The organism is Corynebacterium wankanglinii (genome assembly GCF_013601005.1).
GTDB classification, from domain to species: Bacteria; Actinomycetota; Actinomycetes; order Mycobacteriales; family Mycobacteriaceae; genus Corynebacterium; species Corynebacterium wankanglinii.
On sequence record NZ_JABFED010000002.1, the window covers coordinates 455589 to 471963 of the forward strand.

The 16375-nt window shown below is 66.8% G+C and carries 17 protein-coding genes; 11 read left to right on the forward strand and 6 right to left on the reverse strand.

Going from position 1 to position 16375, the window contains the following annotated elements; all coding sequences use genetic code 11:
* Window positions 1–72: 72 nt before the first annotated feature.
* From gcvP to HMA55_RS05190, 7 genes are read left to right on the forward strand one after another with little or no spacing between them, the layout of a single operon-like run.
* Window positions 73–2937: an aminomethyl-transferring glycine dehydrogenase gene (gcvP, locus tag HMA55_RS05160; protein WP_181191985.1), complete on the forward strand. Its 2865-nt coding sequence runs from the start codon at window positions 73–75 to the stop codon at window positions 2935–2937.
* 13 nt (window positions 2938–2950) lie between these two features.
* Window positions 2951–4036: a glycine cleavage system aminomethyltransferase GcvT gene (gene gcvT, locus HMA55_RS05165; protein WP_181191986.1), complete on the forward strand. Its 1086-nt coding sequence runs from the start codon at window positions 2951–2953 to the stop codon at window positions 4034–4036.
* A gap of 2 nt (window positions 4037–4038) precedes the next feature.
* Entirely contained in the window at window positions 4039–4425 is a 387-nt protein-coding gene (gene gcvH, locus HMA55_RS05170) for a glycine cleavage system protein GcvH (protein WP_181191987.1), read from the forward strand.
* 35 nt (window positions 4426–4460) lie between these two features.
* Entirely contained in the window at window positions 4461–5246 is a 786-nt protein-coding gene (gene lipB, locus HMA55_RS05175) for a lipoyl(octanoyl) transferase LipB (RefSeq protein ID WP_181191988.1), read from the forward strand.
* Window positions 5247–5250: 4 nt separating this feature from the next.
* On the forward strand, window positions 5251–6294 hold the full coding sequence (gene lipA / locus HMA55_RS05180) for a lipoyl synthase (protein WP_181191989.1): 1044 nt from the start codon (window positions 5251–5253) through the stop codon (window positions 6292–6294).
* Window positions 6295–6336: 42 nt separating this feature from the next.
* Entirely contained in the window at window positions 6337–7128 is a 792-nt protein-coding gene (locus HMA55_RS05185) for a DUF4191 domain-containing protein (protein WP_181191990.1), read from the forward strand.
* On the forward strand, window positions 7125–8414 hold the full coding sequence (locus tag HMA55_RS05190; protein ID WP_181191991.1) for a threonine/serine exporter family protein: 1290 nt from the start codon (window positions 7125–7127) through the stop codon (window positions 8412–8414). Before HMA55_RS05185 ends, HMA55_RS05190 begins: the two co-directional genes overlap by 4 nt.
* Here the strand turns inward: HMA55_RS05190 and HMA55_RS05195 are convergent.
* Entirely contained in the window at window positions 8411–8887 is a 477-nt protein-coding gene (locus HMA55_RS05195; protein ID WP_181191992.1) for an RDD family protein, read from the reverse strand. The two genes, HMA55_RS05190 and HMA55_RS05195, sit on opposite strands and share 4 nt — an antisense overlap.
* Window positions 8888–8932: 45 nt before the next feature.
* Between HMA55_RS05195 and glnA the strand changes: the two genes are divergently transcribed.
* The 3 genes from glnA to HMA55_RS05210 all read left to right on the forward strand — a co-directional run bounded on the left by glnA (window position 8933) and on the right by HMA55_RS05210 (window position 12206).
* Window positions 8933–10399, forward strand: a complete 1467-nt coding sequence (glnA, locus tag HMA55_RS05200; RefSeq protein WP_219910375.1) for a type I glutamate--ammonia ligase — start codon at window positions 8933–8935, stop codon at window positions 10397–10399.
* Between the two features lie 115 nt (window positions 10400–10514).
* Complete coding sequence (locus tag HMA55_RS05205; RefSeq protein ID WP_181191993.1) at window positions 10515–11114, forward strand: VIT1/CCC1 transporter family protein; 600 nt, start codon at window positions 10515–10517, stop codon at window positions 11112–11114.
* 129 nt (window positions 11115–11243) lie between these two features.
* Window positions 11244–12206: a TDT family transporter gene (locus HMA55_RS05210; protein ID WP_181191994.1), complete on the forward strand. Its 963-nt coding sequence runs from the start codon at window positions 11244–11246 to the stop codon at window positions 12204–12206.
* A gap of 53 nt (window positions 12207–12259) precedes the next feature.
* On the opposite strand, the gene HMA55_RS05215 is transcribed toward HMA55_RS05210, so the two are convergent.
* The 3 genes from HMA55_RS05215 to HMA55_RS05225 all read right to left on the reverse strand — a co-directional run bounded on the left by HMA55_RS05215 (window position 12260) and on the right by HMA55_RS05225 (window position 14455).
* Entirely contained in the window at window positions 12260–13297 is a 1038-nt protein-coding gene (locus HMA55_RS05215; protein ID WP_181191995.1) for an HNH endonuclease signature motif containing protein, read from the reverse strand.
* Between the two features lie 88 nt (window positions 13298–13385).
* Window positions 13386–13934, reverse strand: coding sequence for a glycoside hydrolase family 25 protein (locus HMA55_RS05220; RefSeq protein ID WP_181191996.1), 549 nt, complete (start codon window positions 13932–13934; stop codon window positions 13386–13388).
* Window positions 13931–14455: an NUDIX hydrolase gene (locus HMA55_RS05225; protein WP_181191997.1), complete on the reverse strand. Its 525-nt coding sequence runs from the start codon at window positions 14453–14455 to the stop codon at window positions 13931–13933. The genes HMA55_RS05220 and HMA55_RS05225 overlap by 4 nt, the downstream gene beginning before the upstream one ends.
* 27 nt (window positions 14456–14482) lie before the next feature.
* Between HMA55_RS05225 and HMA55_RS05230 the strand changes: the two genes are divergently transcribed.
* Complete coding sequence (locus tag HMA55_RS05230) at window positions 14483–15214, forward strand: hypothetical protein (protein ID WP_181191998.1); 732 nt, start codon at window positions 14483–14485, stop codon at window positions 15212–15214.
* Here the strand turns inward: HMA55_RS05230 and HMA55_RS05235 are convergent.
* The gene (locus tag HMA55_RS05235) at window positions 15195–16238 is read right to left on the reverse strand and encodes a S1 family peptidase (protein ID WP_235961740.1); all 1044 of its coding nucleotides are present in this window, start codon (window positions 16236–16238) and stop codon (window positions 15195–15197) included. The two genes, HMA55_RS05230 and HMA55_RS05235, sit on opposite strands and share 20 nt — an antisense overlap.
* Entirely contained in the window at window positions 16219–16371 is a 153-nt protein-coding gene (locus tag HMA55_RS05240) for a hypothetical protein (RefSeq protein ID WP_181191999.1), read from the reverse strand. The genes HMA55_RS05235 and HMA55_RS05240 overlap by 20 nt, the downstream gene beginning before the upstream one ends.
* Between the last annotated feature and the right edge of the window lie 4 nt (window positions 16372–16375).

Consider the following 16375-nt stretch of genomic DNA (forward strand, 5'->3'; position numbering starts at 1 on the left):
ACGGGGTCTCCTCCCGGGCCGACCGGCTATGCTGACGCGTGGTTCTACGACCCGAATATCAAGGAGCTCCAGTTGGATTACATCTCCCGCCATATCGGCCCTGACCAGCAAGAACAGCAGAAAATGCTGGACGCGCTGGGCTACGATTCCATCGACGCGCTGATCGCCGCCGCGGTGCCCTCGGGCATCCTGGCGGACAAGCCGCTCGAGCTGCCGGAGGCACTGACGGAGTATGAGGCGCAATCGCGCCTGCGCGAGCTGGCCGACAAGAACACGGTGCTGCGCGCCTTCTACGGCCAAGGCTTTTCCTCGACGCTGACCCCGCCGGTGATCCGCCGCGGCGTGGTCGAGGACGCCGGCTGGTACACCGCGTACACGCCGTACCAGGCAGAGATCTCGCAAGGCCGCTTAGAGGCGCTGCTGAACTTCCAGACCATGGTGCAAGACCTCACCGGCCTGGACATCGCGAACGCCTCGCTTCTCGACGAAGCGTCCGCCGCCGCCGAGGCCGTCGGCCTGATGTCGCGCGTGGTGAAGAAGGGCCGCCGCGTGCTGCTGGATTCTCGCCTGCACCCGCAGGTGATCAAGGTGGCCTCCGAGCGCGCCCGCGCGATCGACCTCGAGGTCGAGGTGGCCAACCTGGCCGAGGGCGTCGTCGGCGAGGATCTGGTGGGCGCCGTGTTCGCCTACCCGGGCACCGAGGGCGACATTGTGGACCCGCGCCCGGTGATCGAGGCGATCCACGAGCGCGGCGGCCTCGTCGCCGTCGACGCAGACATCTTGGCGCTGACCCTGTTGGAAGCCCCCGGCGAGTTCGGCGCGGACATCGCCATCGGCACCACCCAGCGCTTCGGCGTGCCGCTGTTCTACGGCGGCCCGCACGCGGCCTACGTGGCCGTGCGGGAGAAGCTGCAGCGCCAGATGCCGGGCCGCCTGGTCGGCGTGTCCAAGGACGCGGAGGGCTACCCGGCCTACCGCCTGGCACTGCAGACACGAGAGCAGCACATCCGCCGCGAGCGCGCCACCTCCAACATCTGCACCGCGCAGGCGCTGCTCGCGGTGACCGCGTCGATGTACGCCGTCTACCACGGCCCCAATGGCCTGACCGAGATCGCGCGAGCCGTGCACCAGCGTGCCGCCGACTTTGCCGCGGCGCTTGAGGCAGCTGGAGTGGCGGTCAAGCACGCCGAGTTTTTCGACACGGTGGCGGTGGAGGTTGCGGGGGCACCGGAGGTCGTCGCCAAGCTGGCGCACGCCGGCTACCTGGTGCGCGCGATCGACGACACCACGGTCGGTGTCTCCTTCGGCGAGGACACCACCGACGCCGACGTCGAGGCGCTACTGGCCGGTTTCGGCGCGACCCCGGCGGAAGGTGAGGCGCGCATCCCAGAGGCTCTCACCCGCACCACCGAGTTCCTCACCCACGAGACGTTCAACCGCATTCACTCCGAGACGCAGATGATGCGCTACATCCGCGAACTCGGCGACAAGGACCTCGCGCTGGACCGCACGATGATCCCGCTGGGCTCGTGCACCATGAAGCTCAACCCCACCGCCGGGCTGGAGGCGATCACGTGGCCCGGCTTCGCCAACGTGCACCCCTACACCCCCGACGAGTACACCGCGGGCTGGCGCGAGCTTATCGACGAAATCCGCGCCTGGCTGGTGGAGATCACCGGCTACGCGGAGGTGTCGGTGCAGCCGAACTCCGGCGCGACCGGCGAGCTGGCGGGCCTTCTGGCCATCCGCGCCTACCACGTGGCAAACGGCGACGCGGGGCGCGACATCTGCCTGATCCCGGCATCGGCGCACGGCACGAACGCGGCGTCGGCCACACTTGCCAACCTGCGCGTGGTGGTGGTCAAGACCGCAGACGACGGTTCCATCGACCTGGAGGATTTGGACGCGAAGCTGGGCAAGCACGCCGACGCGGTGGCCGCGATCATGCTCACCTACCCCTCAACGCACGGCGTGTACGAGGAAGACGTGCGCCTGGTCTGCGACAAGGTGCACGCGGCCGGCGGTCAGGTCTACATCGACGGCGCGAACATGAACGCGCTGACTGGCATCGCGCGCCCCGGCGACTTCGGCGGCGACGTCAGCCACCTGAACCTGCACAAGACGTTCACCATCCCGCACGGCGGCGGCGGGCCGGGCGTGGGCCCGATTGGCGTGGGCGAGCACCTGATCCCGTTTTTGCCGGGCGACCCTGTTGACACGTCGGCGCAAGCCGACGGCGGCGTGCCCGTCGCCTCCACCCTCTACGGCTCGGCGGGCGTGCTGCCAATTTCCTGGTCCTACATCGCCATGTCCGGTGCGGCCGGCCTGCGCAGCGCCACCGAGCACGCCGTGCTGGGCGCGAACTACATCGCGCGCGCGCTGAACGATGCTTACCCGGTGCTCTACACCGGCAACGACGGCCTGGTGGGCCACGAGTGCATCCTGGACCTGCGCGAGCTCACCGACGTATCCGGCGTGACCGCCGCGGACGTGGCCAAGCGCTTGATCGACTACGGCTTCCACGCCCCCACCCTCGCCTTCCCGGTTGCCGGCACGCTCATGGTGGAGCCGACCGAGTCCGAGGACTTGGCCGAGCTCGACCGCTTCATCGAGGCGATGCGCTCCATCCGCGCCGAGATCCAGGAAATCATCGACGGCGAGATCGAGTACGAAAAGTCCGTGGTCCACAACGCACCGTTTACCGCCGTCAGCGTGATCCGCAACGAGTGGCCGTACGACTTCCCGCGCGAGAAGGCCGCCTACCCGGTGGACTCGCTGGTGCACTCGAAGTACTTCCCGCCGGTGCGGCGTATCGACGAAGCCTTCGGCGACCGCAACCTCCAGTGCGCCTGCCCGCCACCGGAGGCGTTCGACATCACGCCGGAGGTCGCCGAGGAAATCGACGCCGAAGTGTCCGAGAAGAACGCCAAGTACTAAGGAGAACACACCTATGCCACAGACCCCGCTGCACGCCACCCACGAAAACCTCGGCGCGAGCTTCACCGACTTCGGCGGCTGGGAAATGCCGTTGAAGTACGGCTCCGAGTTGGAGGAGCACCGTGCCGTGCGCACCGACGTGGGCATCTTCGACCTGTCCCACATGGGTGAAATCGATGTCAAGGGCCCGGACGCCGCCGCGTTTTTGGATTACGCGCTCATTTCCAACCTCACCGCGCTGAAGGTGGGCAAGGCGAAGTACTCCATGATCGTCGCCGACAACGGCGGCATCCTGGATGACTTGATCACCTACCGCTTCGCGGAGGACCACTTCATGGTCGTGCCCAACGCCGGTAACGCAGCCACCGTGTGGGCCGCGTTCGAGGCCCGCAAGGGCGACTTCGACGTCGAGCTGCGCAACGACTCCGAGGCGGTCGCGCTGGTTGCGGTCCAGGGCCCGCGCTCGCTTGAGGTGCTCACACCGCTTCTCGACGGCGACGCGTCCGCCCTCACCTACTACTCCGGCGCCTGGTCCTCGCTGCGCTCGAACCAGACGGAAGAACCGGTCGACGTCTTCGTCGCCCGCACCGGCTACACCGGAGAGGACGGCTTCGAGCTGTTCTGCCAGTGGGAGGACGCGCAGCAGGTGTGGGACGCCGTCATCGGCGCCGGCACCCCCTGCGGCCTGGCAGCGCGCGACTCGCTGCGCCTTGAGGCCGCCATGCCGCTCTACGGCCACGAGCTGACCGCGGATACCACCCCGGTGGAGGCCGGTATGGGCCGCGCGTTTGCCAAGAAAGAGGCGGACTTCGTGGGCAAGGCGGCGCTTGTCGGCCGCGAGCCCAGCGTGGTCATCGCGGGGCTGACCTCCGAGCAGCGCCGCGCGGCGCGCGAGGGCGCGGAGGTCTTCCTCGGCGACGACAAAATCGGCGTCGTCACCTCCGGCCAGCCGTCGCCGACGCTGGGCTACCCGGTCGCGCTCGCCCACCTGGATCCCGCCCACGCGGAAGTGGGCACGGAAGTGGAAATCGACATCCGCGGCCGCCGCTACCCGTTTACTATTGCACCGACCCCGTTTTACTCCCGAGAGGACGCATAACCATGGCACTCAAGCCTGACTTCTACTACTCCGAGGACCACGAGTGGATCAACTCCACCCCGGATGATGCCGCCGGCCAGACGGTGCGCGTTGGCATCACCCACGTCGCAGCGGACCGCCTGGGCGAGGTCGTTTTCGCGGAGCTGCCGCAGGTCGGCGACACGGTTACCGCCGGTGAGACCTGCGGCGAGATCGAGTCCACCAAGTCCGTCTCCGACCTCTACTCCCCGGTCACCGGCACCGTCACCGCGGTCAACGAGGACATCGACGGCGCCTACGAGGCCATCAACAACGACCCGTACGGCGAGGGCTGGCTCTTCGAGGTGGAGGTCGAGGAGGTCGGCCCGCTTCTGACCGCCGACGAGTACGCCTCCGCCAACGGCGTCTAGTCCCCTCCTGCCGTCGGGGACTAGGGTCTAACGGTATGACTGCGCCGCGCGACCCGTTTTTCCCCGCCGAGCAATCCATCCGAGCCTCAGCCGCACCCATCGACGTGCGCGAGCTGGGGCTCGTGGATTATCAGGAGGCATGGGACCTCCAGGCAGACATCGCTTCTCGACGAGCCACAGGCGATGCCCCCGACACAGTGCTCGTGCTCGAGCACCCCTCCACCTTCACCGCCGGCAAACGCACACAGCCGGAAGACATGCCTGATCCCTCCTACCCCGTGCCGGTCGTGCCGGTGGACCGGGGCGGGCGCATCACCTGGCACGGCGAGGGCCAGCTGGTGGTCTACCCGATTATCAAACTCGCCGAGCCAGTGGACGTGGTCGACTACGTGCGCCGGCTCGAAGAAGCGCTCATCCAGGTCGTGCGGGCCGCAGGCGTGACCACCGCGGGGCGCGTGGACGGGCGCTCCGGGGTCTGGGTGCCGGCGGAGACGAAGGCGGCGGACCCGAAGGCGTCGACAAGCGAACGCAAAATCGCCGCCCTCGGCATCCGCATCACACGCGGCGTGACCATGCACGGGCTGAGCCTGAACTGCAACAACACCCTCGACCACTACGACCACATCGTTGCCTGCGGCATCGACGACGCCGACGTAACTACCCTCTCGCTCGAGCTCGGCCGCGACGTCACCGCGAACGAGATGGCCGGCCCGGTAGTGCACGAATTGGAGCGTGCGCTTGCCGGCGAGCTGGTCGTTGCGGACCACACGTTTGCCACCCGTCCGGACCCGTCGAAGGGTTTGACACGGAAGGTACGGTAAGGGCGTGACTGTAGCACCAGAAGGCCGCAAGCTTTTGCGCGTTGAGGCGCGCAACTCCGAAACTCCGATTGAGAAAAAGCCGCGGTGGATCCGCAACTCCGTCAAAACCGGTCCCGAATACGAGGACATGAAACAGAAGGTCAAGGGCGCTGACCTCCACACGGTGTGCCAGGAAGCTGGCTGCCCGAACATCCACGAGTGCTGGGAATCGCGCGAGGCGACCTTCCTCATCGGCGGGTCCCGCTGCTCCCGCCGCTGCGACTTCTGCGACATCGCCTCCGGCCGCCCGGATCCCCTCGACCGCGACGAGCCGCGCCGCGTGGCCGAAGAGGTGCGCAACCTCAACCTGAACTACTCCACCATCACGGGCGTCACCCGCGACGACCTGGACGACGAGGGCGCGTGGCTCTACGCCGAGGTAGTGCGCAAGATCCACGAGCTCAACCCGAACACCGGCGTGGAAAACCTCACACCCGACTTCTCCGGCAAGCCCGACCTGCTGCAGGAGGTCTTCGAGGCGCGCCCGGAGGTGTTCGCGCACAATGTGGAGACCGTCCCGCGCATCTTCAAGCGCATCCGCCCCGCGTTCCGCTACGACCGCTCGCTGGACGTGATCCGGCAGGCGCGCGATTTCGGGCTGATCACTAAGTCCAACCTCATCCTGGGCATGGGCGAGACCCGCGAGGAAGTTCTCGAAGCGCTGCAGGATTTGGTGGACGCGGGCTGCGACATCATCACCATCACCCAGTACCTGCGCCCGGGCCCGACCTACCACCCGATCGACCGCTGGGTGAAGCCGGAAGAGTTCATCGAGTACCGCGACGCCGCCTACGAAATGGGCTTCGGCGCCGTCATGTCTGGCCCGCTGGTGCGCTCCTCCTACCGTGCCGGCAAGCTCTACGTCGAGGCGATGGCCCACCGCGGGCTGGAGTTGCCGGAAAATTTGCGGCACTTGGCGGAGACGTCGCAAGGCGATACCGCGCAGGAAGCATCGACGCTGCTGAAGAAGTACGGCGCGTCCGCCGACCACCCCGTAGTCACCCGCTAGGGTCTTTGGCCCGCGTTGTGGCCGTGGCATACAGTTATGGCCATGGCTACGACGCAGGACAAGGCAGCGGCAAAGGCTGCCAAGAAGGAACAGCGCGCAGCGAAGCGCGCCAAAGGCAAAGCGACGCGCTCACAGCTCAAGCAGGCGTTTGATATCCAGCGCAAGCGCGACAAAGCGCTGATCCCCATCATGCTCGCCTGCGTCCTCGGTGGCGGGCTGCTGTTCTTCCTCCTCGGCCTGTGGTGGGGCGCGAAGTGGTTCTGGCTGATCATGGGCCTGATCCTGGGTGCCGTGCTGGCGATGTTCATCTTCTCCCGCCGCCTGGAAAAGTCCATGTACGACGAGGTCGGAGACACCCCCGGCGCCGCAGGCTGGACGCTGGAGAACATGCGCAACACCATGGGCATCGTGTGGCTGACCAAAACCGGCGTGCAGGCCAACACCCACATGGACACCGTCCACCGCGTGGTGGGCAACCCCGGCGTCGTGCTGGTCGGCGAGGGCGACCCGAACCGCCTGAAGCCCCTGATGGCGAAAGAGCACAAGCGCGTCGAGCGCCTCCTGGCCGGCGTGCCGGTCTACGAGGTCTTCGCCGGCGAGGGCGAAGGCCAGGTGCGCAACCGGGACCTGCAGAAGCACCTGCTGAAGATGCCGAAGAACTACCAGAAGGACGAGGTGTACAACCTCTCCGCCAAGCTGGACGCCATGGATTCGCGCGGGCGCGGCGCCCAGGCCGCCGGCCTGCCGGGCGGGCCGCTGCCGAAGCAGGCGCAGAACATGGCCGGCATGAACCGTAAGATGCGCCGCATGCAGGCGCGCAAGGGTGGCAAGTGACCAAGCCGACCCCGCGCATGGACGCCGAAGCGAACACCTGCCTTCGCTTCGGCGTTTTGCTGTTAGCCTCCGGGGCCTCCGGCTACCGGGTGATTCGCGCTGTGAAGCGGTGTGCCCGTTCGCTCGGCTTCGACAACGCGGACGTCATCGTCGGATTCAACACGATCAGTTGCACCTTCCATCGCGGGGAGCAGTTTCGCACTGCTGTGGCCGACGTGCCGCTTCCAGGTGTGAACGCGTCGCGCATCGAGGCCCTGGAGACCGCCGCGCACTCGTTGCTGCAAAGCTACCGCACGCCCGAGGTCATCGGCGCCGCACTGGATGAGATCGAGCGCATCCCTTCCCCGCGCTGGGGCCCTCGCCTATCGACGTTAGCCGCAGGTCTTGCCTGCGCCGGATTCGCAATCTTGAACCAGTTCGGCCTGGCCACCGCGGCGGTTGTGTGCATAGCGGCGATGCTGGGGCAGCTGGTGCGGTCCGCGCTGCACAGGGCGCATTTCAACCTCATCGGGACCACGATGACGTCGGCTTTCGTCGCATCAGCGGCGTTCTTGCTGCTCGCCCGCGTGCTGCCGATCTCCGGTGTGGTATCCCCCGGCTTTGTGGCGGCCGTGCTGTTCCTCATCCCGGGGTTTCCGTTGTTCACCTCGTTTGTGGACTTCGCCCGTTTCGACTTCACCGCCGGTATCCCGCGGCTGCTGTTCGCCCTCGAAATCATAGTGGTGATCATGCTGACCGTCTCGGTGGTGGCGATGCTGTCCGGCACCCCTGAAGCGCAGCCGCAAGCCGTGCCGAAATCCGCGGAGTTCTTAGCCGCCGGCGCGGCGGCGAGCTTTGTCAGCGTGGGGTGCTTCGCCCTGCTGTTCAACTCCTCGAAACGCATGGCGCTGCTCGCCGCGACGCTGGGGATGGCGGCCAACGCCGCGCGCCTGGGGCTGCTCGCCTACGGGGTGCGCTCGTACCTTGCGGCGTTCGCCGCGGCGCTGCTCATCGGTGTCGCTGGCGGGCTTCTGGGCCGACTGGCCCGGGTGCCGCGCACCACCGTCACCATCCCGGCTGCGGTGGTCATGATCCCCGGCACAGTCATCTACGCGGCGGTGCACGACTTCGCGGTGGGCGACATCGTCAACGCGCTGTCGCGATTCACAGAAGTGTCGTTCGTGGTGCTCTTTATCGCAGGCGGCCTGTCGGTGGCCCGGATGCTCACGGATCCCAACTGGGCGTTCTTCCGCTACATCGACTTCGACCACGAGCTGGCGGGTGAAGAACGGCCGATCAACAACTAGGTGCGGATCACCGTCGTGGTGGTGGCGCGGTCGTGCATGCCGCGCCCGTCAGCGTCCACAAGCGCGGCCGGCAGTACGAAGCCCGTGAGGATGGTGCGCACGGCGGCGCGCCAGAACCCCACCGGCGCTTCCTTATCCACCCGCGCGACACCCATGCCCAGCACGGCCATGCCGGGAGTGCGCGCGAAGAGCCACCCGCACACGATGCCGAGCACGATCCACAACAGGTACGTCACCGTGTACTTGTCGCCCAACGCGCCGGTGTTCTGCGTGATCAGCGAGGCGGCGACGGCACACAACGCCCAGTCGATGAAGACCCCACCCATGCGGCGCAGGACCGACGCCTGCGAGCCCGGCCCCTCCTTCGGCATGCCGAGGAACTCACCCGGGTACCCCGGCAACGCGCCCTCGCCGGTGAATTGGTTAGGAATTTCCGGGCCGTTGCGCCAGTCATGTCGTCGATTAGCAGCCATGCCTACCGAGCGTAGCGGGGCGCGCGCGTAGACTTGAAACCGCTTATGCCCGCCAACAGAGGAGGAGTACCGTCCGTGGCCTTCGACAACATCGAAGATGTCAAGAAATTCATCGCCGACGAGGAGGTGGAATTCGTTGACGTGCGCTTCACCGACGTGCCCGGCATCGAGCACCACTTCTCTATCCCCGCGTCGATGTTCGACGAAGACGTGATGGAAGAGGGCCTCGCGTTCGACGGCTCCTCCATCCGCGGCTTCACCACCATCGAGGAATCCGACATGACCCTCATGCCGGACCTCGCCACCGCGAAACTGGATCAGTTCCGCGGCTCCAAGACCCTGAACGTGAAGTTCTTCGTCAACGACCCGTTCACCCACGAGCCGTTCTCCCGCGACCCGCGCAACGTGGCCAAGAAGGCGGAGGAGTACCTGCGCTCCACCGGCATCGCGGACACCTGCTCCATCGGCGCGGAAGCGGAGTTCTACCTGTTCGACTCCATCCGCTACGAAGTGGAGGGCCACTCCGCGTTCTACGAGATCGACGCTGAAGAGGGCTGGTGGAACCGCGGCAACGAGGTCGAGGCCGACGGCTCGCCGAACCTGGGCTACAAAAACCGCTGGAAGGGCGGCTACTTCCCCGTCCCGCCGCACGACAAGACCGTCGAGGTGCGCGACGCGATGGTGCGCAACCTCGCCGCCGCCGGCTTCGACATCGAGCGCTTCCACCGCGAGGTGGGCAACGGCGGCCAGCAGGAGATCAACTACCGCTTCAACACCCTGCTCCACGCGGCAGACGACCTGCAGGACTTCAAGTACATCGTGAAGAACACCGCGACGCTCTACGACAAGACGGTGACCTTCATGCCCAAGCCTCTGGCTGGCGACAACGGCTCCGGCATGCACGCCCACCAGTCACTGTGGAAGGACGGCGAGCCGCTGTTCTACGACGAGTCCGGCTACGGCGGCCTGTCCGACATCGCCCGCTGGTACATCGGCGGCCTGCTCGAGCACGCGGGCGCGGTGCTGGCGTTCACCAACCCCACGTTGAACTCCTACCACCGCCTCGTGCCGGGCTTCGAGGCGCCGATCAACCTGGTGTACTCGCAGCGCAACCGCTCCGCGGCGATCCGCATCCCGATCACGGGCGCGAACCCGAAGGCCAAGCGCATCGAGTTCCGCGCGCCGGACCCGTCGGGCAACCCCTACCTCGGCTTCGCGGCGATGCTCCTGGCGGGCATCGACGGCATCAAGAACCGCATCGAGCCGCACGCGCCGGTGGACAAGGACCTCTACGAGCTGCCGCCGGAGGAGGCCAAGGACATCCCGCAGGCTCCGACCTCGCTCGAGGCTGCGCTGCAGGCGCTCGAGGCGGACCACGACTTCCTCACCGAGGGCGACGTGTTCACCGATGACCTCATCGAGACCTACATCAAGCTCAAGTACGACAACGAAATCACCCCGGTTCGCCTGCGCCCGACCCCGCAGGAGTTCGAGATGTACTTCGACTGCTAGTTGCTTAGCGACGCCAGCTTCGCCCTGCCACCGCCAAGGTTTGCATAGCCTGACCTGCGGTAAGGCAGGGCGAACTTCCTTGCGGGGGTGCGCAGAACCCGCCAGGATGGGCCGCATGACTGATGTGATGAGCCGCCCCAACGCCGAGTGCCCCGACGATTGTCCGGGGCTGGCGGATGCTGGCGTCGATAGGCAGGACCCCGGCACCGGCGAGCGGCTCAACCGCCTGCGCGCTGCGGTGCTGGGCGCGAACGACGGCATCGTTTCCACCGCCGCGGTGGTCGTCGGCGTGGCAGGCGCGACGTCGGACCAGACGACGATCGCGATGTCGGGTCTGGCGGCCGTCATCGGCGGCGCGGTGTCGATGGCACTGGGCGAGTACGTCTCGGTGTCCTCTCAGCGCGACTCGGAGCGCGCCATGGGACTGCCCGCGCACGCGCAGGTCAACCCGTGGTCGGCGGGCATCGCGTCGTTTTTCTCCTTCCTGCTGGGCGCGGCGCTGCCGTTCGCCACAGCACTGCTCGCCCCGGCCGCGTGGCGCATTGCCGCGATCTTCGGCATCACATTGGTAGCGCTGGCGCTGACAGGTGCGTTGTCCGCGAAACTGGGTGGGGCACCCGTTGGACGGTCGGTGGCACGCATCGTCGTCGGCGGATCGCTGGCTCTAGCGGCCACGTTCGCCATTGGCTCGCTGTTTGGCGCGAACGTGGGCTAAATTTGGCCGACGAGGCGCAGCGACCGAGGGCACGGAGTGGCAGCTCGGGCGTCGGCGGTATCGCTCCCTCTGGCGCTAGCGAAGGGGGTGGTCGGGCACCGGAAGGGAACAGGGATTACCATGCGCTGAGTGACCGACAAGTTTCGCCAACTACCTCCGCCCGGCCCCGCGTGGGGCGGCAGCCTCATGGGCACCTCGATCGTCTCGCGCCTGCTCGTGGAGATGGATCTGAAGTTCGCCTCCGGTGTGTTCGCGGCAATCTCGTGTGTGATCCTGGTTGCGCTCGTCGTGGGATTTGCCCGCTACCGGCACCCCAGCTTCGAACGCACCACAATGGCCGAGTGGTCGATGTTCTTCATCGGTATCCTCGCGCTCGGCGCCGCACTGTCCGGGCTGACAGACCAGGGCGTGTTCCGTCTCATCGGATTTTGGATCGGCGCACCAGTCACCGCCGTCACCTGGGCGATTCAGCTCTCGCGCTTTGACGGCGACCCAAAGTTCACGTGGGGACTGCCGTTGGTCGGCCCAATGATCTCCGCCTCCGTAGCCGGGTGGGCCGCCCGCGACTACGGGCAGCTCTACCACGTCTTGGGCACCGTGTTCTTCGTCATGTCGCTGCTGACCGCCGTTCCGACTTTCATCCGCGTGTACTGGGCGGCGTGGCACGGCAAGGTCGACCTCTCGGGGCCGAAATCTGCGACGGCGTGGGTGCCGCTTGGCGTGATCGGCCAATCCACCACCGCGATGCAGATCCTCTACCCCGGCCGGGTGTCCATCTACTACGGCTACGTCGCCCTTGTGCTGGCCATCCCGTTGGCAATTTGGGCGATGATCACCTTTTATCCCAACGTGCTGCGCTGGGTGGACTACTCCCCGGCGTGGTGGTCGTGCACCTTCCCGCCAGGCACGGTGAGCATGGGCGGACACCAGGTGGCGCTGGTGAACGGGTCCCACTGGCTCGACGTGGTAGCGCTTTCCATCCCCGTGTTGCTCCTCGTGCACTGGTCCTTGTGCTCCAGCCGCTTTGTCAGTTGGGTGCTGGAGGGCCGCCGCGAAACCGCCCGTAACCAGCCGCTCCCCTCCGCCCGTTAAAACGGCACGCCGATTTGCCCGCCTTGTGGGGCGGGTTTGTGGGCGTGGTGGGGTTAGTCGAAGAGGAGTTCCATGGCCCCGGGTGTGGTCATGGGGATGTCGGTGCCGTTGGGGGCGATCCATGTGATGCGCCCGTTGGGGTTGTCGATGTAGCCGAAGCGGCCGCTACGGTCATCGGCGTTGACACCGTTGTGAAACGGGCACAACTCGGCGAGGTTGTCCATGTTGGTCATACCCCCATGCGCCCACGCGGTGATGTGGTGCGTCTGCGTGGTCTCTGCGCTTGTTTTGCAGTCCGGGAACGCGCAGCCCGGGCACAGCAGCTTCGACATGGTTTTCTGCTTGGTGTTGGCGAAGCGTTGCCCCCGGTAGAGGTTGACCGCGCCGTGGTGGGGGTGGAACGCGGCGACGTCTAGCACGTCGCCGAACTGGTGGTGCAGGTACTGCGCGCCGGTCATGGTGGTGCCGTCGGTGCAGGTAAGTTCCACCTCGTCGCCGGTGCCGGCGTGGATGCGCATCCAGTCGGCAATCGGCACGATCACGATCGGGCGGAATGCTGCTTTCGGTACGGTCTCGCCGTCGCGCAGCAGGGCGGCGAGTGCGTCGGCGAGTTGGGCGGCCGCGGGTGTGTTGGGGTCGATGCCGGTGCGCAGGAGGTGCTCTAGATCTGCCAGCTCGCGTTCGGTGTAGGTCCATGTCATGGTGCGCATACCATCGCGTGAGCGGCTGAACCGGCAGGCGGGTGTCGGGGCCGGGGTGGGCAGGTCGATGAGCCGGTCTGCGCGTTTGGTCAGCCCGCGAAACGACCCGCGGTGGCGCACCAGGTCGAGGCGGATGCGCCAGCGGTCGGCGGCGGTGGCAACGCGTGTGAGTTTCTTTTCGATGTGGATGAGTTGATCAATCGGCATGCCCTCCGCCAGCGCGAGTGCGTCGCGTTGTTGACGGGTGAACCGTGTCGGCCCGTAGTAGGCGTGGTGCACCCGTGCCAGGTCGCGCATCCGGGTGGTGGACAGGCCCGCGGCCAGCGCGGTGTCGCGGGAGAAGTCGGCGAGTACACCCACACCCGCCGCAGCAAACTCGGAGAAATTCATGCCCGAAACGCTAAGCCGCCGCAACCGCCAAAACTAGACCCCCGGCAAATTGTGGATAACTCAACCTGAGAAACTCACAACCCGCAGGTCACAGGGCCAAATTCAGATCTACGTCGACGCCACCAACACGCCCGCGGGAGGTGAACTGCCACATAACGGGGGTTGGCATGCCGAGCGGGTGAGGCCAGTCATCCGGTCCTGGGGGCGCGGCAGAAGGGTCGTTCGAGCCCCACTGGGCGAGCCACAGGCCACCGAACTCGGACACATCCGCCCACATCATGTGTCGCCGCCAGTACCACGCGTTCGTATACACGCCCGCAACCTGCACGCCGGCGGTGGTGAAGGCGTGGTGGGCGGAACGGACGTCGTGAAGCGAAAGGCCCGCGGGGCTTTCAACGTCGAGCCACATGGGCACCCGGCACCCTCCGAGCACCTCGAGAGAGGCCGACACCTGGGCGGCTACGGACGTACCCTCCGACGGCGCCCGCAGGAAGTGGTACGCGGCCGTGGCGTAGGGCGCGAACGACGCAAAGGCCGAATCCTGGTACGTGCCGTCGGTGGTTCGCGCGATGACGAAGTCGAAGCCGGAAACGTCGAGCCCGCGCTGGTGCTCCGAGACGTCGACGCCGAGTTTCACCGCTTCGACAACCCCATGCGCGGCACGAAGCTACCCGGGTGGCGGCGCTGCGCGGCGGCGTCGGCGATGGCCAGGCGCCACTTCGGGTCCGTCACCGGCATCTGGGAGATGGGGAACCAGCCGACCTCGGAGGACTCGTCATCGCCGACCACCGGTTCCGCAGCCGGGTCGAGCGGCTCACAGCGGATCTGCACCGACATGTAGCTTGCCTGGTCCCCGTTGGCGTGCGTGACCGGCCCGTGCGCCCCCACGCCCAGAAGCGCAGCGGCGGTGACCGACACACCGGTTTCCTCCAGCACCTCGCGCACGGCGGCGGCGTGCGGGTCCTCCCCCGGGTCCGCAATACCGGTCACCGGCGTCCACTGCCCGTTGTCGGCCCGGCGCACCAGCAGTACGTCGGGCACCGCCCACGGCGACTCCACGCGCGAGTCGCGCAGCACCACGGCGCACACGGCCGGCACCCACATCAGGTCGGTGCCGATCTTCTTTCGGGTCTCCACGATGAACTCCGGGATTGGCATGGCCGCAAGTGTACAATCCCCAGAATTATGAGCACCGCCGTCAGTGAACCCGAGGAGAAACAGCCCCTTCTGCGGCGCATCCCCGCTCCCCTGTTCATCGCGGTCTACGGCACGTTGGTCATTTTGGTGGTTGTCGGCGCTGCGATGGCGGCCGGTTACACAGCGGACACCACCCGCGAGGAGGCGCAGTTGCCGCAGCCGGAGCGCCCGTTCAATCCGGCGCCAGCGGACTCTTCCAATGTGGCGGCGAGCATCCGGCCGAACCTGATCGACAACGTTCGCGTCGGCGAGACCAACACGGGCGCAATGCTGCGGGGCGACATCGTAGACGGCGCGTTGGACGACACCACGGCAATCGCGGGCCACCTCTCCCGGCTGCTGGAGCAGAATTGTGTGGATACGGTGACGTTGACGTCGAAAAGCGGGATGCGTGTGAACTTCTGGGGCTTCTGCTTTGCGACGCTACCTCCGGCCACCATCGCCCAGTTCATCGACATCGCCGTGGATGAGGGCGCCGACTCGGTTGCGTTTTCGGATTACGCCTCCCACGACCACTTCCACCTGGTTACGTTGAACTGGATGGACGTCGAGGATGCCGACGAGCTTTCGCAGCGCTGGCTGGAGGTGGAGCGCCCCGACGAGATCAACCGGATCACCTTCAACGGCTACACCGACGACGAGGTCGTGGTGGTGGACAACGACAAAGAAACCGGCGAGGAATTGAAGCGCTGGCCGCGTCTCACCAACGCTGCGGAATAAGGTCCGCGTCCGGCACCACGTGGCGGATGACGGCCATGACCTGGTCGACGTTGGAGTAGCTCATCAGGTGGGGGTTGTCCATGCCTTCGTGGCACTCCTCGCCAGAGCGGCCGGCCTCGGTGCCGGAGACGACACCGATGACGGTGGCGCGGCCGTTCACTTCTGCGAACACCGGCCCGCCTGAGTCGCCCGAGGCGGCGCACACGGCGGCAATGTCGCCGAGTGTCTCGTCCTCTACCCCTGGGTCGAGGTTGACTATCTGCACGCGCTCGGTGGCCTCGAAGGTGCCGCACGTGTACCCGGTGGTGGCGCCCGTTTTGCACACCCTCTCGACGGGCCCCAGGTTGTCCCCGATCCCGGTCGGAATCGGCGCACCGACCACATCCATGTAGCGCTCCGGGTCCGTGATCTCGATGATCCCCACGTCCGCCCCCTCAGTCTCCGGCGTGTGAGGGCTATACAGGCCGGAGAAGATGACGTGGCCGACCTCTGAGGCGTAGTCGAACGCCGTAGACGCGTTCGTGGGCCACACCAGGTCGCCTTCGTGGCCGCAGTGGCCGGCGGTGACCGCGTAGGCGCGCCCGTCCTTGCCGGTGAAGGAGAACGCGGCCGTGCAGGACTGGGCCGTGAAGTGCTCGCCCGGCGCGGGTTGGTGGTCCGTGGTCTGGATCTTCGTCCCAGGCGCCCACGGCGCGAACGCCGGGACGAGGACGTTATTGTCGGCCACGGGCGCCGCGTCGCCGGGTGTTTGCACCTCGGATAGCGCCTGGCGCTCCTCCACCGTCGCGGTCGGGACCTTCGACGCGTTGAGCCCCAGCCACACCACCATGGCGACGAGTGCGAGGGTGGCGACAATGACGGTGATCCAGCCGCCGGTGCGCAGGCCGCCGCGGCGCCGTGGCGCGGTTGCGGCGGGCTGGTTGGTTTCGCCCGGCAGGGGCGGGAACTGCCACTGCTGCCCTTGTGCCGGTTGGTAGCGCTTGGCCAGGTTGGGCCGCTCAGGCCTACTGTTCAGGTTGGTCAACCGCCGGATCCTGGTCGGTGGATTCCTCGCCCTCTTGGTTCTCCTGCTGGGCCATGATCTTCATGTCCCGGATGAACTTCTCCGGGTCGAAGTCGGTGTAGTGCTCCGGCCCCGCAAACTGCTCTTGCGCCATTGCG

Coding starts and splice junctions, on each gene's coding strand:
- HMA55_RS05205 (WP_181191993.1), top strand. CDS start 10,515: ATGACTGATGTGATGAGCCGCCCCAACGCCGAGTGCCCCGACGATTGT.
- HMA55_RS05230 (WP_181191998.1), top strand. CDS start 14,483: ATGAGCACCGCCGTCAGTGAACCCGAGGAGAAACAGCCCCTTCTGCGG.
- HMA55_RS05195 (WP_181191992.1), bottom strand. CDS start 8,887: ATGGCTGCTAATCGACGACATGACTGGCGCAACGGCCCGGAAATTCCT.
- HMA55_RS05225 (WP_181191997.1), bottom strand. CDS start 14,455: ATGCCAATCCCGGAGTTCATCGTGGAGACCCGAAAGAAGATCGGCACC.
- lipB (WP_181191988.1), top strand. CDS start 4,461: ATGACTGCGCCGCGCGACCCGTTTTTCCCCGCCGAGCAATCCATCCGA.
- HMA55_RS05215 (WP_181191995.1), bottom strand. CDS start 13,297: ATGAATTTCTCCGAGTTTGCTGCGGCGGGTGTGGGTGTACTCGCCGAC.
- HMA55_RS05240 (WP_181191999.1), bottom strand. CDS start 16,371: ATGGCGCAAGAGCAGTTTGCGGGGCCGGAGCACTACACCGACTTCGAC.
- gcvT (WP_181191986.1), top strand. CDS start 2,951: ATGCCACAGACCCCGCTGCACGCCACCCACGAAAACCTCGGCGCGAGC.
- HMA55_RS05185 (WP_181191990.1), top strand. CDS start 6,337: ATGGCTACGACGCAGGACAAGGCAGCGGCAAAGGCTGCCAAGAAGGAA.
- glnA (WP_219910375.1), top strand. CDS start 8,933: ATGCCCGCCAACAGAGGAGGAGTACCGTCCGTGGCCTTCGACAACATC.
- gcvH (WP_181191987.1), top strand. CDS start 4,039: ATGGCACTCAAGCCTGACTTCTACTACTCCGAGGACCACGAGTGGATC.